This window comes from Leifsonia sp. ZF2019, from assembly GCF_019924635.1.
GTDB lineage: Bacteria > Actinomycetota > Actinomycetes > Actinomycetales > Microbacteriaceae > Leifsonia.
This window is the reverse complement of sequence record NZ_CP065037.1, coordinates 3,034,936-3,051,740: the sequence shown is the minus strand read 5'-3', so window position 1 is coordinate 3,051,740 and position 16,805 is coordinate 3,034,936. Positions and strand designations below refer to the sequence as shown.

Below are 16,805 nucleotides of genomic sequence, written 5' to 3'. Positions count from 1 at the left end.
CGCGGGGGGCTGGCGGAGGCCGTACGATCCGTGGATGCTGTGGTGGAGGAGGCTGCCATGTCCAATCACACCGTCGTCATCGCCGGGGCCGGTCTCGCGGGCGCCACGACCGCGGTCGAGCTGCGCGAGCGCGGCTTCGCCGGCCGCATCCTGCTGCTCGGGGCGGAGGAGCACCATCCGTACCTCCGCCCGCCGCTGTCCAAGGACTACCTGAAGGGGGAGGGCGACCTCGGCGACGCGTACGTCAAGCCGGGGGAGTGGTATCCCGAGCACGACGTCGAGTTCCTTCCCGGCACCGAGGCCGGGTCGTTCGACCCGGGAGCGCACGAGCTGTTCATCGCGAGCGGCGGCCGGCTCACCTACGACAGCCTGGTGATCGCGACCGGTGCGCGCCCGCGCGGCCTCGAAGTCCCCGGCAGCGGCCACGGCGACGTGCTGCGCCTGCGGACGATCGAGGACAGCCAGCGGCTCTATGCGGCCCTGGAGGTCGGCCACCGACGGGTCGTGGTCGTCGGCTCCGGCTGGATCGGCATGGAGGTCGCCGCCGCCGCGCGCGGGTACGGCAACGACGTGACCGTGGTCGGCCGGCGAGAGGTCCCGCTGGCCGGCGCGATCGGCGTCGAGCTGGGCCGTGTTTTCGAGCAACTGCACCGCGACAACGGCGTGCGCTTCGTGACCGGCGCGGTGGCCGCCGTCGACGGAGGCGCCGCCCACGCCGTGGTGCTGGCCTCGGGCGAGCGCATCCCGGCCGACCTCGTAGTCGCCGGCGTGGGCGCCGCACCGGACGTGCTCGTCGGCGAGCGCTCCGGCCTCACGATCGAGAACGGCATCCTCACCGACAAGGGGATGCGCACCTCCGCGGAGGACGTCTATGCCGTCGGCGATGTCGCGAACCCCTACCTGCCGGCGATCGGCCGCCATCTGCGCAACGAGCACTGGGCCAACGCGATCGCCGGGGGGACGGTCGCCGCGCGCAGCATCCTGGGGGAGTCCGCGAGCTACGACGACATCCCGTACTTCTACTCCGACCAATACGATCTGGGCATGGAGTTCTCGGGATACGCGCCCCTCATGGCGGACGCCCGCGTCGTCTACCGCGGAGACGTGGACGCGCGCGAGTTCGTCGCGTTCTGGTTGCGCGGCGACCGCGTGGTGGCCGGGATGAACGTCAACGTCTGGGACGTGCAGGACGACATCCAGCGGCTCATCCGCAGCGGCGACCGCCTCGACCCCGCCCGCCTGACGGACGAGAGCGTGGACCTTGCCGCGCTCTGAGACCTACCTGCCCCCGCTCCGCATCCCCGTCCGCACCATCGGCGCGCGCACCTTCGACTTCTCGCGGCAGGTCGCCGTCATGGCCGTCGTGAACCGCACCCCGGACTCCTTCTTCGACCAGGGGCGCACCTACGCGCTGGAAGCGGCCGTCGACGCGTGCTTCGAGGCCGTCGCCCGCGGAGCGGACTGGGTCGACATCGGCGGTGCTCCGTTCGCCCCCGGCGAGCCGGTGCCGGTGGAGGACGAGATCGAGCGCGTCGTGCCTGTCGTCGAGCTGCTCCGCCGGGGCTCGGACGTCGTGATCTCGGTCGACACCTTCCACTCCCGGGTCGCGCGCGCCTCCCTCGCGGCCGGCGCCACGGTGATCAACGACACGACCGGACTGAGCGACCCCGACCTCGCCCGCGTCGTCGCGGACAGCGAAGCCACCTTGGTCATCACCCACAGCCTCGCCGAGCCGCGCACCGTCTACCCGCGTCCGCAATACGGCGACGTCGTGACCGAGGTGGCCGATTTCCTCCTCGACCGGGTCGAGCGCGCACGGGAGGCCGGTGTGCCGGAGGAGCGGATCATCGTCGATCCCGGCCACGACCTCAACAAGAACACGCTCCACTCCCTCGAGCTCACCCGCCGGCTGTCCGAGATCGCCGACCTCGGCTACCCCACCCTGGCCGCCGTCTCGAACAAGGACTTCATCGGGGAGACCCTGAACGCGCCCCGCGGCGAGCGGCTCGAAGGCTCGCTGGCCGCCGCCGTCGTGTCGATCGTGAACGGCGCCCGCATCATCCGCATGCACGACGTGCACGCCTCCGTCGCCGCCGCGCGCATGACCGAGGCGATCCTCGGGCTGCGCGCCCCCGCCCACCTGCGCCACAACATGGGAGACGTGAATGAGTGACCCCGCCATCGGACGCCTGCACCCCCTCCCCGCGGCCGACGCCCTGACCGACGGGGACCTCACCGCGCTCTACGACGACCCCCGGCGCGCGCCGTGGGTGCGGGTCAACTTCGTGAGCAGCCTCGACGGCGCCGCCACCGTGCAGGGACTCTCGGCAGGACTCGGCGGCGATGCCGACCACCGCGTCTTCGACCTGCTGCGCCGGCTCTGCGATGTGGTGGTCGTCGGCGCCGGGACGGTGCGGGCCGAGGGCTACGGCGCGATGCGGGTCGATCGGGCCGCGCAGCGCGCGCGGGAGGGCGCCGGCCTCGCCGCCCACCCCGTCTTCGCGATCGTCTCGGCGCACCTCGAACTCGACCCGGGCAGCGCCGTCTTCACCGATGCGCCCGTTCGTCCCCTCGTCGTCACCACGGAGGCCGCCCCGCGGCGGCAGCGGGAGGCGCTCGCCGCTGTCGCCGATGTGCTCGTCTGCGGCGTCGACAGGGTCGACCCCGCCGCGATGGTCGCCGCGCTCGCGGATCGCGGTCTCGCGCGCATCCACTGCGAGGGCGGTCCGCACCTCTTCGCCGACCTGATCGCCGCCGGGGTCGTCGACGAGCTCTGCCTCACCGTCAGCCCGCTGCTCGTCGCCGGCACCGCCTCCCGCATCGCCGCGGGCGCGACCCCGGACGTCCCGCTGGAGCTGGAGCTGGCGCACGTGCTGAACGCCGACGGCACCCTGCTGCTGCGCTATGTCCGCCCCTGAGCCCGGCGGCCCTCCAGCAACTCCGGCGATGTGGCTCGACTCCGCGCAGATCACCGGAACAACGGCGAACTGAGCGGCGCGTCGCGTCGGAACTCCGGACCTACGCCGCCTGCAGCGTGTGCGCGTCCAGGATCGTGTACGAGTACCCCTGCTCGGCGAGGAACCGCTGCCGGTTCTGCGCGAAGTCCTGGTCGACGGTGTCCCGCGAGACGAGGGTGTAGAAGTTCGCCGACAGGCCGGACTCCTTGGGGCGCAGCAAGCGGCCGAGGCGCTGCGCCTCCTCCTGCCGGGAGCCGTAGGAGCCGGAGACCTGGATGGCGACCGTCGCCTCGGGGAGGTCGACCGAGAAGTTCGCGACCTTGCTCACGACGAGCACCGGCGTGCGGCCGTCGCGGAACTCCTGGTACAGCCGTTCGCGCTCGTCCACCGGCGTCGCGCCCGTGAGTTGAGGCGCGCCGAGCGTCTCCGCCAGCTCGTCGATCTGGTCGAGGTACTGGCCGATCACGAGGATGCGCTCGCCGGCGTGCCGGTCGACCAGCTGACGCACGACATCCAGCTTGGCCGGGGCGGTCGCCGCGAGGCGGTAGCGCTCGTCGTCCGCGGCCGCCGCGTAGCTGAGGCGTTCGGAGGCGGGGAGGTCGATGCGCACCTCGTAGCAGGCGGCGGGGGAGATGAAGCCCTGCGCCTCGATCTCCTTCCACGGCGCGTCGAAGCGCTTGGGGCCGATGAGGCTGAAGACGTCGCCCTCGCGACCGTCTTCGCGCACCAGGGTCGCGGTGAGACCGAGGCGGCGGCGGGCCTGCAGTTCCGCGGTCAGCTTGAAGACCGGTGCCGGCAGCAGGTGCACCTCGTCGTAGACCACGAGCCCCCAGTCGAGCGCGTCGAGCAGCGCCAGGTGCGCGTACTCGCCCTTCCGCTTGGCTGTGAGGATCTGGTACGTCGCGATGGTGACCGGCTTGACCTCCTTGACCTGGCCCGAGTACTCGCCGATCTCGTCGGCGGTGAGTGTGGTGCGCTTGAGCAGCTCGTCGCGCCACTGCCGCGCCGAGACGGTGTTGGTCACGAGGATGAGCGTGGTGGTCTGCGAGGTCGCCATCGCGCCCGCGCCGACGAGTGTCTTGCCGGCGCCACAGGGCAGCACGACGACTCCCGAGCCTCCGTCGAAGAAGTTGCTGACGGCCTTGCGCTGGTAGTCGCGCAGGGCCCAGCCGTCCTCGCGCAGCCCGATGTCGTGCGGAGTGCCGGGGGTGTAGCCGGCGAGGTCCTCGGCGGGCCAGCCGAGTTTGACCAGCTCCTGCTTGAGCTGCCCGCGCGCCCACGCCTGCACGGCGAACGTGGTGTCGTCGCGGCGCTCCAGGAGCAGCGGGGCGATCCGCTTGGCGCTCGCGACCTCCGTCAGCACCGCGAGATCCGCCGAGCGCAGCACGAGCTCGCCCTCGTCGTCGCGCTCGATCACCAGGCGGCCGTAACGCGCCACCGTCTCGGCGACGTCCACCGACACCGTCTGCGGGATGGGGAACTTGGAGTACCGCTCCAACGTCGCCAGCATGTCGTCGGCGGTGTGACCGGCCGCCCGCGCGTTCCACAGGCCGAGACGGGTGATCCGGTACGTGTGGATGTGCTCGGGTGCGCGCTCCAGCTCGGCGAAGACGGCGAGGTCGTGGCGGGCGTCCTCGGCGGCGGGATGGGCGACTTCGAGCAGGACGGTTCGGTCGCTCTGGACGATCAGGGGGCCATCGGACATAACGGCTGAGTCTACGCCGCGCGGGTGAATACTCGGCGAAGCGGCCTCCTCGGCGCCCCTCCGCGCCGGGCGTGCGTCTCAGAGCGGCCGGACGGCCTTCACGCTCGACAGCGGCAGCGTCCGCTCGATGTCCGCGGAGCGGTCCCGCCCGCGGAGCCGCCCGCCACCGACCCCGGTCGGCTCCAGCACGAGGTCGACCACACTGCCGTCGGGCATCGCGACCTCGACGACCACCGGCTGCCGGGCGCGCACCGCCTGGTCGAGCTGACGGGCGAGCCACTGCTCGGCCGTGTCGTCCGTGACGGCGGCGTCGACCGCGCGCAGCCGCTCGACGAGTTCGCGGTCCTGGTCGCGGGTCGGGGCGGTCTGCGGGTGGGCGTAGCGCTGGCGGCGCAGGGTGACGGGCTCCCCGTTCTCATCCTCCGCGACCACGGGGTAGCGGGCGTCCGACAGCGCCCAGAAGACGACGTCGCGTGGGAAGCGGCTGTGCAGCACATCGGCCCGCGCGGGCGTGAGCCGCAGGGAGCTCAGGGACTGGTCGACCTCGATCGTGCGCAGGAGGGTGGTGTCGGAGGAGCGCACCGCCGTGCGCGCCTCCCCCTCGTCCACGGTGCGTACCCGCACGCGGCCGTGGCGCTCGGTCACATCGGTGATCAGATAGTCGAGCGGCTGGGGGAGGCCCGTGAGCGAGATGCCGGAGAGGAACTCCCGGATCGTGGCGGCGGTCTCGCCCGCGGTGATCGCGCGGTCGACCGAGGCGGGGGAGAAGCGGAACGTGGAGGCCAACGCCCGGCTCTCCAGATCGGCCATCGTGCGCAGCCGTGCCTCCAGGTCGGGCGCGAGGGGACCCGGCGAGATCATCGTGAGGTCGTGCTGCAGATAGACCTGACGCACCTCGGCGGGGAAGGCGGGGGCGAGCGCGTCGGCCGACGCCTCCGGCCCCTCCTCGACGAGCACGGTGCCGGGGCCGGAGGGCGCGCCGTGGGCCGTGATGCCCAGCCACTCAGCGTCGCGCAGGTGCGCGTCGACCCGTGCCCGCGCCTCGTCGGCCGCGGCCGGGTAGAGCCAGCCGACGTGCTCGCGGAGGCTGTCGCCCCACTCCGCGCGGCTGCGGTCGGCGACGAGCGCGCGCAGATCGTCGGGCAGCGCCCCCAGCCAGGCGCCGGCCAGTGCGCGCCAGCGGTCCGGCGTGGAGGCGTGGAGCCACGCGGCGGCCGGCTCCGCCGGGAGCCACTGCCCGGCCTCCACCGCGACGAGACCGGCGCGGGAGGCGACCGACAGCACGGTCGGGACGGCGTCCGCATCCACGGCGAGGGCTTCGGAGAGCCGTTTGACGGCGGGGAGCGCGAGGCCGCCGCGCTGCAGCTCGCGGGCGCCCTCCCTCCCCAGCTCGGCGAGCAGCTCCGAGACGGCGACGACGGCCTCGAACGCGCGGTCGGCGGCGAGGCGGTCGGTGAACCTCCGCTCCGTGTCCGGCACGGGGGCCAGCGCGGGCGGGGGAGCGGTGCGCAGGAGTTCGTCGGGAGAGGGGAGGCCGGCGTCGGGCCAGGCGATCAGGCGGGCGGAGACGGCGTCGTACGTGCCGTAGCGGGGCGTGCGGCCGTCTGCGGGGTCGGCGTCTTCCGGGTCACCGTCGGCCGGGTGCGCCAGCAGGAGGCCGCTCAGCGCGTCCAGCGCGGCTGCGGCCTGCTGCTCGGTCGCGCCGGCGGTCGCGGGCTCCCGGTCGAGCGCGACGGCGACCTCCCGCACCTCCAGCGGACCGGCGCGCCCGAGCACGATCAGCGTGGCGAGCCGGGTGCGGTCGAGTGCGACCAGCGCCCGCTGTACCGACTCGCCGTCGAGGAGCGCCTCGGCGAGATCGAAGAAGTCGGAGATGCCCGAGCGCCGCACACTCCGGTGGCGCAGGGCGGCGACGAGTTCGTCGTCCGGGAGCGCGCGCAGACGCGCCGCCAGTGCGAGCGTCGTCGTCATCGCGCCGGTCCGCTGCCGCTCGCTAGCGCCGGGCCTTGGGGTCCAGGCCCTTCGCGGCCTTCGCCGCCTTGCTGCGCTGGCGGCCCACCACGATGATCAGCGCGATGATGAGCACGAACGCGATCGGCAGGGCGATCAGCGGGAAGACGAACACCGCCGGCCACAGCCCCTCGCCCGATCCCTGCTGGGCGAAACCGCCCACCGCAGTGCCGATCAGGATGGCTGCGATGCAGACCAGAGAGACGATCACGAGCGCCGCGATGATGTACGAGAGGATGCGCTGCACGCGCGATGCGGGCGCCGGGGTCTGCTGGGTCACGAAATCAAGGATAATTGAGGTTGGTCATTCGATCCCCCATGTGAAGTGAGGTTCCCATGCCAACCGGCAAGGTCAAGTTCTACGACGATGAGAAAGGCTTCGGCTTCATCAGCGCCGACGACGGTCAGGAGGTCTTCCTGCACGCGTCCGCGCTGCCCGCCGGCGCCGTCGTCAAGGCGGGATCGCGGCTCGAGTTCGGCATCGCCGACGGCAAGCGCGGTGCGCAGGCGCTGTCGGTGCGCGTCCTCGAGACGCCGCCGAGCCTCGTGAAGATGAAGCGCAAGTCGGCCGATGACATGGCGATCATCGTCGAGGACCTCGTGAAGCTCCTCGACGGCATCGGCGCGAACCTGCGTCGCGGCAAGTACCCCGACAAGCAGCACGGCGCCAAGATCGCTGCCGTGCTGCGCCGTGTTGCGGACGACCTGGATGCCTGACACCGGCATCGAGGACCTGCTCGCGGCCGAGCCGCTCGCCCGCCGCGCCCTCGCGGAGATCACCCCCGAGGCGACGATCGGCGCCGCCGCGGGCCACATCGTCGAGGGGGAGGCCGTCGTCTCCCTGCTCTTCGAGGCCAAGCTCGCCGGCTACCCCGGCTGGCGCTGGACGGTCACGATCGGCCGCGCCGACGAGGACGCCGCCCCCACGGTGCTCGAGGCCGAGCTGATGCCCGCCGAGGGCGCGCTGCTCGCGCCCGACTGGGTGCCGTGGTCGGAGCGTCTCGCCGACTACCAGGCCGCCCAGGAGGCCATCGCCGCTGCCGAGGCCGAAGCCGCGGCGGAGGACGACTCCGACGAGGACGACTCGGACGAGGACGATGAGACCGACGACGAGTCGGACGAGGACGACGCGGACGACTACGACGCGGAGGACGACGACGAGGACGAGGACGACGATCACGACGTCCACGACCTCCACGGCGACGACGACCTCGACGGGGTCGACATCGACAGCCTCCACGGCGACGACGCCGAGTCGGACCACGACGCCGAGTCGGACGACGACGTCGCGGTCGTCGACGCGCTCGATCCCGCCTTCGACGAGGTCACCGACGTCGACGCCGATCTCGACCTCCCGGCCGAGGAGGCCGCCGCGCTCGAGGAGCCGGAGATCGCAGAAGCCGGGCCGGAGTCGACCGACCAGCAGTAGCGGTCGTCCGAGCAGCACTAGCGCCGTCTCGGCGCAGGTCCGTCCGCGCGCAGGGTCCGTCCACGGATCCTGCGCCGGCCGGGCGCATCTGTCGCGTGTGGGTCGGCGCACCCGGGTCGGTGTACCCGGGTCGACGCGCCGGTCAGCCCCGTTTGCGCCGGGTGACCGTGAGGTACACCATCCCGAGGACGCCGAGAGCCAGCCCGACGACGACCGTCCAGGTCCAGACACCGCCCGGGCCGGCGATGAGCACGACGACGAGCGCCAGCACCCAGAGCGCGAGGCCGACGAGAACGGCCCGCCGGTCGTCCGTCTTCACGGGGACCGGGTCGGGCCGTCGTTCGTCGTCGCGGAGCCAGAGCCGCATGGCGGTCGTCAGCCCAGCCGCTCCACCACGTACTCGACGCAGCCGATGAGCGCGCGCACGTCGGAGGGCTCGATGGCCGTGAACGTGGCGATGCGCAGCTGGTTGCGGCCGAGCTTGCGGTAGGGCTCGGTGTCGACGACGCCGTTCGCACGGAGCGTCTTGGCCACCGCGGCGGCGTCGATGCGGTCGTCGAAGTCGATCGTGACGACGACCTGCGAGCGGTGCTCCGGGTCGGCGACGAACGGGGTGGCGTAGTCCACGCCCTCCGCCCACGCGTACAGCGCGTCGGACGACTCTCGGGTGCGGGCGTCGGCCCAGGCGAGGCCGCCGTTGCCGTTCATCCACTCGATCTGGTTGTCGAGCAGCGCCAGCGTGGCGACGGCCGGGGTGTTCAGCGTCTGGTTGAGGCGCGAGTTGTCGATCGCGTTCTTGATGGAGAGGAACTCGGGGATGTAACGGTCGGTGGCCGCGATGCGCTCGACCCGCTCGATCGCGGCGGGGGAGAAGAGAGCCAGCCACAGACCGCCGTCCGAGGCGAAGTTCTTCTGCGGGGCGAAGTAGTAGACGTCCGCCTGCGACGCGTCGATGTCCACGCCGCCCGCGGCGCTGGTCGCGTCGATCACGGTGAGCGCGCCCGCGTCGCCGGTCACGCGGCGCACCGGGGCCATCACGCCGGTGGAGGTCTCGTTGTGCGGCCAGGCGTAGACGTCGACGCCCTCGACCGGCTCGGCCGTGCTGCGCGAGCCGGCGGGGGCTTCGATGACGTGCGGGGCTTCGAGCCACGGGGTCTTCGCCGCCTTGGCGAACTTGCCGCCGAACTCGCCGAAGACGAGGTTCTGGCTCCGGGTCTCGATGAGGGAGAACGCCGCTGCGTCCCAGAAGGCGGTGGAGCCTCCGTTGCCGATGACGACCTCGTAGCCCTCGGGGATGCGGAACAGGTCGGCAAGACCGTCGCGCACGCGGCCGACGAGGTTCTTCACCGGCGCCTGCCGGTGGGAGGTGCCGAGCAGTGCGGCGCCCGGGCCGGCGAGGTACGCCAGCTGCTCCGGGCGGACCTTGGACGGGCCGCAGCCGAATCGTCCGTCGGCGGGCAGCAGATCAGTGGGAATCGTCACATCCGGCATAACAGAAGTGTATGGGCTGTTGTAACCACCTGATGGCCGCCGGGACCGCCCGGACGCGCCTGCACGTTTCTGTCGTCGGCAGCAAGTAGGCTCTACCCCGACATTCGCGTGCCTGCAAGTGGAGGGGTTCATGACCGATCTGATCGACACGACGGAGATGTATCTTCGCACCATCCTGGAGCTCGAAGAGGACAACATCATCCCCCTGCGCGCGCGCATCTCGGAGCGCCTCGGCCACTCCGGCCCCACTGTCTCGCAGACCGTCGGCCGCATGGAGCGCGACGGCCTCGTCGTCGTCTCGGGCGACCGTCACCTGGAGCTCACCGACGAGGGCCGCCGCAAGGCCGTCAACGTCATGCGCAAGCACCGCCTGGCCGAGCGCCTGCTCAGCGACGTGATCGAGCTCGAGTGGGAGTACGTGCACGAGGAGGCCTGCCGCTGGGAGCACGTGATGAGCGAGCAGGTGGAGCGCAAGCTGCTCACAATGCTCGGTCACCCCACGGAGTCGCCGTACGGCAACCCCATCCCGGGCCTCGGCGACCTGGGCGACCAGGGCGCCGTCGACGCCGCCGCCGCCACGCAGAGCCTGGTCAACCTCGTCGACGTCGTCCGCGGCTCCGATTCCGGGGTGACTGCCAGGATCCGCCGCCTCGGCGAGCCCGCGCAGGTTGACCCGGAGCTGCTGCTCCAGCTCAAGCAGGCGGGTGTTTTTCCGGGCTCGACCGGCACTTTCTCTCCCGCCGGCTCCTACGTAGCCGTGCAGATCGACGGCTTCGAGACCGGGCTGGAGCTGCCCAACGAGCTCGCCGCCCACATCTTCGTCGACGCCTGAATTCCGTTACCGGTTCGTTAAAAGAGTCTCGAAATGATGTGACAAACGGGAGTACGTCCCGTAGTCTCTTACGAGTTCGAACGGGCCACAAGCCGGCCCATCAGAACCCGAACCGGGACGCTCCACACCCCCTGAACCCGTCTCCCGGTTCGTGAAGCCGAAGCCAATACGCATCGGGCGGGGGCAGCTCCCTAGTGCTGCCGGAGCGCTGGAGGTTGCACTTGGCACACTCGAGTACGCCCGGTCCTGACCAGGACCGCACGAGCACCGACGCCACACAGACCCCCGCCGAGACCGGTTCCCCCGCCGACTCTGCTCTCGTCTCCCGCCGCTCTCTCCGCGCTGAGCGCACCGCCGCCGAGCGCACCGCGAAGGCCGCCCCGAAGCCGTCTGTCGCCGCGCGCACCGCTGCTCCGGCGAAGACCGCCGCCGCGTCCGCCACCACCGGCTCCACGGCCGCCGCGACGAAGCCGGCCGCGAAGCGCAAGGGCGGCTGGGCCATCAACGTCGCGGTCATGACCGTGGCCACCGGCATCATCGCCACCATGTCCATCCCCGCGTTCGCCTTCAACCCGGACAGCGCCGAGACGTCCGCGTTCGGCACGAGCGCCGCGGACAGCATGAAGAAGGCGCAGGCGCAGACCGTCGAGGTCGGCACCACCGTCGCCTCCGCCGCCGTCGCCCGAGACGCCGCCTCCGCCACCACGGAGGAGCAGCTCGCTTCGCAGAAGGCCGCCGCCGCTGCCGAGGCCGCCCGTCAGCGGGCCGCCGTCACGCTGACGAACTACGCGAACAGCTACTCCGGCCCGTCGGTCTCCGACTTCCTGGCCAACCCGCCCTACCCCAACTTCAGCCTCGCCTCCGTCTTCTCGGTTGCACAGCAGTACATCGGCACCCCCTACGTCTTCGGCGGCGCCTCCCCGGCCGGCTTCGACTGCTCCGGGTACGTGCAGTTCGTCTACGCCCAGTTCGGCGTCTCCCTCCTGCATTCCGTGTCGGACCAGGCGGCCGCCGGCAAGCGGATCTCGATCGAGGACGCCCAGCCCGGCGACCTCGTCATCATGTCCGGACACGACGGCTTCTACGCCGGCAACGGCAACATCATGGACGCCCCCGAGGTCGGCCGCTCCATCTCGGTGCGTCCCATCTGGACGAGCGACTTCTACATCGTCCGTCTCGGGATCTGATCGGGTTTCGGTTTTCTGGCCGGTGGGCGAACGCCTTTCTTACCGGAGGGTGAACTCTGGCTGGCCCGGCTGTGAAACGGCGCGCCTCGAATAGGAGGCGCGCCGTTTCTGCGTTACTCTGATCCCCTGATGCCGCGTCATCCGGTTGCTGTTCCGCCCGGAGTCTGGTCGCTGAGGGCGACCCGACGGGCCGAGCGCGGCCTCCCGTCGGTGGAGCGTCGCCGCGACTTCTTCGCCTGCCGCCACCATGTGGAGCCCTGCCTCCACCATCGCGTGGTGCGTCACCACCACCCTGTCGTTCCTTCATTGGGCGCTGTCCGCACGGACAGTGCCCTTTTTGTTTGCCCTGCAGCGTCCACCCCCACCCCTCTCGCCCTCCCGGAAGGTCGCAGATGAAGACTCTGGTCCTCAACGCCGGCTACGAACCCCTCGCGGTCGTCTCGTTCAAGCGCGCCCTCGTCCTCGTGATGAATCACAAGGCCACCGTGCTCTCCATCGACCCCGACCACCCCGTCTGGACCATCTCGGGCAGCTTCGAGCGCCCCTCTGTCATCCTCCTCACCCGCTACGTGCGCCTCCCACGCGGCCGCGCCGTCCCCGTCAGCCGCCGCGGCGTCCTCCGCCGCGACCTCCACCGCTGCGGCTACTGCGGCAAGTCCGCCACGACCATCGACCACGTGCAGCCCCGCTCCCGCGGTGGCCGCGACAGCTGGGAGAACCTCGTCGCCTGCTGCCTCCGCTGCAACAACCTCAAAGGCGACCGCACCCCCGCCGAAATGGGCTGGACCCTCGCCGTCACCCCCCGCGCGCCCCACGACGCCTCCTGGATGGTCCGCGGCACCGAGATCTCCCAACCCGACTGGGAGGACTACCTCGCCCCCGCGGCGTGATTCCTGCTCCTCGCGTCGGTTTCGCTAGACTCGATGGGCTGGCCTCTGTAGCTCAATGGAAGAGCTGCTCCGTCCTAAGGAGAAGGTTGGGGGTTCGAGTCCCTCCAGGGGCACCGTGTCTTGAGTCGCGACATAGGTCTCACCTGAGTCGCGTCTTAGGTCTCACGTGAAGAAGCCCTCGGCCATCGGCCGGGGGTTTTCTCGTTGTTGCGCCAGTAGCTGCGGGTGGGGTCGATGGTGTGGGTGGAGAGGATTTCGCCGGTGTTCAGGGCGATGACGGTGACGGTGGTGTCGTCGGCGAGGGCGAGGATGCGGGTTCCGCGGTGGTGGTAGCCGATGCCGAGGTGGTGCATTCGGCCGGCGCGGCGGAGGCTGACTTTGCCGCCTGTTCCGACGAGGTCGTAGCGGATGCGGTAGTGGCCGGGGGTGCGGGCCTGGGCGGGGAGCGCTTTCGGGGTGGCGCGGAATGCTTGCCCGGGTGTCTGCCGGTTCAGGGCGCGGTGGGGGCGGTGCTCGTTGTAGTGCTCCCGGAACGCGTCGAGCTGAGTCTGGAGCTCGGTCAGGGTGTCGGCGGCGGGCCGTGCGGTGAGCCAGCGTTTGAGGGTTTGGTGGAAGCGTTCGATCTTGCCTTGAGTTTGCGGGTGGCTGGGTGAGCCGTTCTTCTGGGTGACGCCGAGCAGGGGGAGCAGGTATTCGAAGGCGTTGCGGCCGCCGCCGAACCGGGCGGTGTAGACCCTGCCGTTATCGGTCAGGGTGGAGGCAGGGATGCCGTGCCGTTCGGTCGCGGTCAGGAAGCTGGTGACCACGTCGTCGCCGGTGACCGGGCGGTGTGCGGTGCAGGAGAGCAGGTAGCGGGAGTGGTCGTCCAGCCAGTTCAGGATCTCGATATCGGTGCCATCGGCCAGGCGCCAGTGGGTGAAGTCGGACTGCCAGGTCTCGTTCGGTTGCGCGGCCTGAAACCGGAGGTAGGAGGAGCGGGGCCGTTTCCGGGGTTCCGGGGTGATGAGCCCGGCGGTGTGGAGGGTCCGGCGGATCGTCGAGGTCGACGGAGCCTGCAGGTTCTCCTGTTCGAGGTGCCAGGCGATGGTGACCGGGCCGGCATCCAACCCGTTCCCGATCAGCTCAGCTCGCAATTGCAGGATCCGTTCCCGGACTTCGTCCGCGGTTCGCTGCGGGCTGGTGTGCGGGGCTCGGGAGCGCGGTTCGACCGCGTCCAGGCCGCCGTCTCGGTAGCGTGCGAGCAGCCGATGCAGGTGCCGGCGGGAGAACCCGTACTCGGCAGCTGCCGCCGTCACGGTGAGCTGTTTGGACACGATCTTCATCACGGCGACCCGAGCCTTCGACATGCCACCGACTGTGACGCATGTCCCGACTCACCAGGGACCTATCAACTGAGACCTATGTCGTGAACCCAGACACCTCCAGGGGCACCGACGGGCCAATCGCCCTCGGCGACGATCGTCGGGTGACGCCGATTCATCCGCCGCGCCGGGCGTGTGCCTTGGCCGCACCGAGACCCCGGCCCGAGTCTCTTTCACAATCGCCGTGACCGCTGCCCTCCACCCATCTCGCCTCAACCCTTGCGCTTCGTCCGGCACCGCGCGAAACTAGTTCGGTACCGAACGAAAGGACGAGTCATGACATTCGCGCGCATTGCTCTCATCACGGGGGCGAATCAGGGTGTCGGGTTCCAGGTGGCGAAGGAGCTCGTGGCAAATGGGGTGACGGTTCTCCTGGGCTCGCGTGACGCGGCCAAGGGGGCTGCTGCCGCTCACGAGATCGGTGAGGGTGCCATCCCGATTCAGATCGACATCACGGACGGCGCCTCGATTCGTGCGGCCCGGGAGCGTATCGAGGGCGAGTTCGGTCGGCTCGATCTGCTCGTCAACAATGCGGGCATCTCGCGCGCGGCCCGGACCGACGGGGACTTCCTCGCAGGGTACGCGGCGGCGAACAAGGCCAGCACGGCGTCGCTGGACGAGATCCGCACGGTGTGGGAGACGAACGTCTTCGGCACGCTCGCGGTCTACCAGGCGATGCTCCCGCTGCTGCGGAGGTCGTCGGATGCGCGGATCGTGAACGTCTCGAGTGGCGTAGGGTCCCTCACCGCGAACGCCGACCCGAGCTACCCGTACCACTCGATGTTCGGCCCCGTGTATCCGGCGTCGAAGGCGGCGGAGAACGCCATCACGCTGGCGATCATGGTCGAGCTCGAGGACACCGACATCAAGGTGAACCTGGTGTCGCCCGCATACACCGCCACGAACCTGAACGCGTTCGCGGGGGCCGAATCGGTGGAGGACGGGTCCCGTGAGGTGGTGCGCGTCTGCCTGCTCGGCCCGGATGGACCGAGCGGCACGTTCACCCGCTGGGAGAACCAGAGCATCCCGTGGTGACAGGGGCGCAGATGAACGCGACGACCGACGAGAAGGACTCCCTCGGCACCTGGGCGAAACGCTACTACTACGCGAACCGACTGGCCGTCGAGACGCTCCTGAAAGCCCATGGCATCGGCTCGACCCAGTGGCTGGTCCTCCGCCACCTCGCCCACGCCGGACCGACCGCGCAACGCGACCTCGGCCCCATCATCGATGCCGAACGCGCGGCGCTCAGCGGCATCGTCTCGACCCTGGTGCGCAAAGGCTTCGTCGAGCAGACGATCTCCCCGGCGGACCAGCGACAACGCGAACTCACCCTCACCCCGTCCGGACGCCGGCTGCTGGACGGACTACCGGACCCGTTCGCCGTGGTCCGCGGTGTCGCACTCGCCGGGATCGACCCCGCCGCCATCGACGCCGCGATCCAGGTGCTGGAACGCGCCATCGCTCAGGTTCAGACGCACGACTTCAGCCGGTCCTCACCGGAGCAGGGGCGCTGACCGAGAACGGGCCCTGATCGAGAACGGGCTCTGATCGAGAGCGGGCTCTGATCGAGAACGGGCTCTGTGGAAGACGTGCGGATGCCCGACCTCCCCGCTCGCCTACTCGTCGGGCCGACACCGCACCACTTCCACGCCCGACCCGAGCACCCGCCGCTCCACGACCTCCAGCCGCACCGTCTCCCGCAGCCCCGCGAGCAACGTCGGCCCGTGGCCCGCCACCATCGGCTGGACCACGAACACGTACTCGTCGATCAGTCCCATATCGGCCAGGGCGCGGGGAGGGTCACGCCGCCCACGAACAGCCCGTTGCCCGGCTCCTCCTTGAGTCGCTCGACCGCGGTCCGCAGGTCGCCGCGCAGCAGGTCGGCGTTCCAGTCGACCTCGTCCAGGGTGCTCGACACGACGTGCTTCGGGGCCGTGTCGATGGTCTCCGCGAACGGGCGCTGCCAGTCGGCCATCCACTCGGGCCAGGATCCGGACAGGGGCCGGCGCCAGGCGGATCGCATCATCTCGTAGGTCGTGCGGCCGAAGAGGAGGGCGTCGGCGCGCTGCAGCTCGGTGGTCCAGAACCGCATCGAGTCCTCGTCGGGCGGGAGGCCGGCCTCGTGGTGGACGCAGCCGTCGAGGGTGACGTTGATGGCGTAGCGGAGGGGTCGCATGGTCTCTTCCTCGAGGGTGGGCCGCGAGTGGGTGGCGGTCAGTCCTGCGGCGGGCGGCGCAGGCGCTTGATGTCGGTTCGGCGCTTCTTGGCGTCGAGGCGGCGTTCGCGGGCGCCGCGGGTCGGTTTCGTGGGGCGGCGCGAGGGAGCGGGCGGTTGGAGGGCGTCCGCGACCAGGGCGGCCAGGCGGAGGCGCGCGGCTTCCCGGTTGCGCAGCTGGGCGCGGTGTTCAGAGGCCGCGATGGTCAGAACCCCGTCCACCAGCCGGCCGGAGAGGCGGTCGAGGAGGCGTTCACGCTGGGGCGGCGACAACGCTGTGGAGGCGGCGACGTCCCACACCAGCTCCGCGCGGGAGTCGGCGGTGTTCACGCCCTGGCCGCCGGGGCCGGACGAGCGCGAGAAACGCCAGGTGAGCTCGGACTCGGGGATGGTGAGTCCAGCGTCGACCCGGAGGCCAGGGCGGTGGGCGGAGGGCACGGGTCCATCATCCTCCTGGGCTGCCGGTGCGGTGGGTTAGCATTTGGGAATGGCCACCCCACCCGCGATCGACGACATCCCGATCGGCGGGGACGGCATCCGGCTGGGCCAGTTCCTGAAGTTCGCGGGCCTCCTGGACTCGGGCGGCAATGTCAAAGAGGCCATCATCGACGGGTATGTGACCGTGAACGGCGAGGTCGACCGGCGTCGCGGGCGGCAGCTGCAGGTGGGGGATGTCGTCACGTTCGAGGGGCGCAGCGTCCGCGTCTGCCCGTGATGAGCGTGACG

At 70.9% G+C, this 16,805-nt stretch carries 18 protein-coding genes, 1 tRNA gene and 1 pseudogene; 12 read left to right on the top strand and 8 right to left on the bottom strand.

The window, feature by feature from the left end; translation table 11 throughout:
- Window positions 1-57: 57 nt before the first annotated feature.
- The 3 genes from IT072_RS15030 to IT072_RS15020 are packed head-to-tail and all read left to right on the top strand — an operon-like array spanning window position 58 to window position 2,918.
- Window positions 58-1,275: an NAD(P)/FAD-dependent oxidoreductase gene (locus IT072_RS15030; protein WP_223357666.1), complete on the top strand. Its 1,218-nt coding sequence runs from the start codon at window positions 58-60 to the stop codon at window positions 1,273-1,275.
- Complete coding sequence (gene folP, locus IT072_RS15025) at window positions 1,262-2,173, top strand: dihydropteroate synthase (RefSeq protein ID WP_223357665.1); 912 nt, start codon at window positions 1,262-1,264, stop codon at window positions 2,171-2,173. Before IT072_RS15030 ends, folP begins: the two co-directional genes overlap by 14 nt.
- The gene (locus IT072_RS15020) at window positions 2,166-2,918 is read left to right on the top strand and encodes a pyrimidine reductase family protein (RefSeq protein WP_223357664.1); all 753 of its coding nucleotides are present in this window, start codon (window positions 2,166-2,168) and stop codon (window positions 2,916-2,918) included. The genes folP and IT072_RS15020 overlap by 8 nt, the downstream gene beginning before the upstream one ends.
- A 100-nt stretch (window positions 2,919-3,018) precedes the next feature.
- On the opposite strand, the gene IT072_RS15015 is transcribed toward IT072_RS15020, so the two are convergent.
- The 3 genes from IT072_RS15015 to IT072_RS15005 form a co-directional block, all read right to left on the bottom strand.
- A complete protein-coding gene (locus tag IT072_RS15015) occupies window positions 3,019-4,662 on the bottom strand; it encodes a DNA repair helicase XPB (RefSeq protein WP_223357663.1) in 1,644 nt (547 codons plus the stop codon).
- A gap of 78 nt (window positions 4,663-4,740) precedes the next feature.
- Window positions 4,741-6,633: a helicase-associated domain-containing protein gene (locus tag IT072_RS15010; protein ID WP_223357662.1), complete on the bottom strand. Its 1,893-nt coding sequence runs from the start codon at window positions 6,631-6,633 to the stop codon at window positions 4,741-4,743.
- Window positions 6,634-6,655: 22 nt separating this feature from the next.
- Window positions 6,656-6,952 (bottom strand): hypothetical protein, encoded by a 297-nt coding sequence (locus tag IT072_RS15005; protein ID WP_223357661.1) that lies wholly within the window; start codon window positions 6,950-6,952, stop codon window positions 6,656-6,658.
- Window positions 6,953-7,008: 56 nt separating this feature from the next.
- Here IT072_RS15005 and IT072_RS15000 point away from each other — a divergent pair, with 56 nt between their 5' ends.
- Together IT072_RS15000 and IT072_RS14995 are read left to right on the top strand one after the other, a co-directional pair.
- A complete protein-coding gene (locus tag IT072_RS15000) occupies window positions 7,009-7,389 on the top strand; it encodes a cold-shock protein (RefSeq protein WP_223357660.1) in 381 nt (126 codons plus the stop codon).
- Entirely contained in the window at window positions 7,382-8,101 is a 720-nt protein-coding gene (locus IT072_RS14995) for a DUF3027 domain-containing protein (RefSeq protein WP_223357659.1), read from the top strand. Before IT072_RS15000 ends, IT072_RS14995 begins: the two co-directional genes overlap by 8 nt.
- A 142-nt stretch (window positions 8,102-8,243) precedes the next feature.
- Here the strand turns inward: IT072_RS14995 and IT072_RS14990 are convergent, their stop codons facing one another.
- Together IT072_RS14990 and serC are read right to left on the bottom strand one after the other, a co-directional pair.
- Window positions 8,244-8,468, bottom strand: a complete 225-nt coding sequence (locus IT072_RS14990; protein WP_223357658.1) for a DUF2530 domain-containing protein — start codon at window positions 8,466-8,468, stop codon at window positions 8,244-8,246.
- Window positions 8,469-8,476: 8 nt separating this feature from the next.
- Complete coding sequence (gene serC, locus IT072_RS14985) at window positions 8,477-9,592, bottom strand: phosphoserine transaminase (protein WP_223357657.1); 1,116 nt, start codon at window positions 9,590-9,592, stop codon at window positions 8,477-8,479.
- A 130-nt stretch (window positions 9,593-9,722) separates the two neighbouring features.
- Here serC and IT072_RS14980 point away from each other — a divergent pair, with 130 nt between their 5' ends.
- The 4 genes from IT072_RS14980 to IT072_RS14965 all read left to right on the top strand — a co-directional run bounded on the left by IT072_RS14980 (window position 9,723) and on the right by IT072_RS14965 (window position 12,614).
- Window positions 9,723-10,424, top strand: a complete 702-nt coding sequence (locus IT072_RS14980; protein WP_223357656.1) for a metal-dependent transcriptional regulator — start codon at window positions 9,723-9,725, stop codon at window positions 10,422-10,424.
- 221 nt (window positions 10,425-10,645) lie between these two features.
- A complete protein-coding gene (locus IT072_RS14975) occupies window positions 10,646-11,611 on the top strand; it encodes a C40 family peptidase (protein ID WP_223357655.1) in 966 nt (321 codons plus the stop codon).
- Window positions 11,612-12,003: 392 nt separating this feature from the next.
- Window positions 12,004-12,501 (top strand): HNH endonuclease, encoded by a 498-nt coding sequence (locus IT072_RS14970; RefSeq protein WP_223357654.1) that lies wholly within the window; start codon window positions 12,004-12,006, stop codon window positions 12,499-12,501.
- 41 nt (window positions 12,502-12,542) lie between these two features.
- A tRNA-Arg gene (locus IT072_RS14965) sits at window positions 12,543-12,614 on the top strand.
- 42 nt (window positions 12,615-12,656) lie between these two features.
- Here IT072_RS14965 and IT072_RS14960 read toward each other — a convergent pair.
- Entirely contained in the window at window positions 12,657-13,847 is a 1,191-nt protein-coding gene (locus IT072_RS14960) for an IS481 family transposase (protein WP_223357653.1), read from the bottom strand.
- A 291-nt stretch (window positions 13,848-14,138) separates the two neighbouring features.
- On the opposite strand from IT072_RS14960, the gene IT072_RS14955 reads away from it, so the two are divergent.
- Together IT072_RS14955 and IT072_RS14950 are read left to right on the top strand one after the other, a co-directional pair.
- Window positions 14,139-14,897, top strand: a complete 759-nt coding sequence (locus IT072_RS14955) for an SDR family NAD(P)-dependent oxidoreductase (RefSeq protein ID WP_223357652.1) — start codon at window positions 14,139-14,141, stop codon at window positions 14,895-14,897.
- A complete protein-coding gene (locus tag IT072_RS14950; protein ID WP_223357651.1) occupies window positions 14,894-15,379 on the top strand; it encodes a MarR family winged helix-turn-helix transcriptional regulator in 486 nt (161 codons plus the stop codon). Before IT072_RS14955 ends, IT072_RS14950 begins: the two co-directional genes overlap by 4 nt.
- A gap of 102 nt (window positions 15,380-15,481) precedes the next feature.
- Here the strand turns inward: IT072_RS14950 and IT072_RS14945 are convergent.
- Window positions 15,482-16,041 (bottom strand): annotated as a pseudogene (locus IT072_RS14945) (dihydrofolate reductase family protein).
- A 38-nt stretch (window positions 16,042-16,079) separates the two neighbouring features.
- The gene (gene arfB, locus IT072_RS14940) at window positions 16,080-16,517 is read right to left on the bottom strand and encodes an alternative ribosome rescue aminoacyl-tRNA hydrolase ArfB (RefSeq protein ID WP_223357650.1); all 438 of its coding nucleotides are present in this window, start codon (window positions 16,515-16,517) and stop codon (window positions 16,080-16,082) included.
- Between the two features lie 49 nt (window positions 16,518-16,566).
- Between arfB and IT072_RS14935 the strand changes: the two genes are divergently transcribed.
- Window positions 16,567-16,794: an RNA-binding S4 domain-containing protein gene (locus IT072_RS14935; protein WP_223357649.1), complete on the top strand. Its 228-nt coding sequence runs from the start codon at window positions 16,567-16,569 to the stop codon at window positions 16,792-16,794.
- Window positions 16,795-16,805 lie beyond the last annotated feature (11 nt).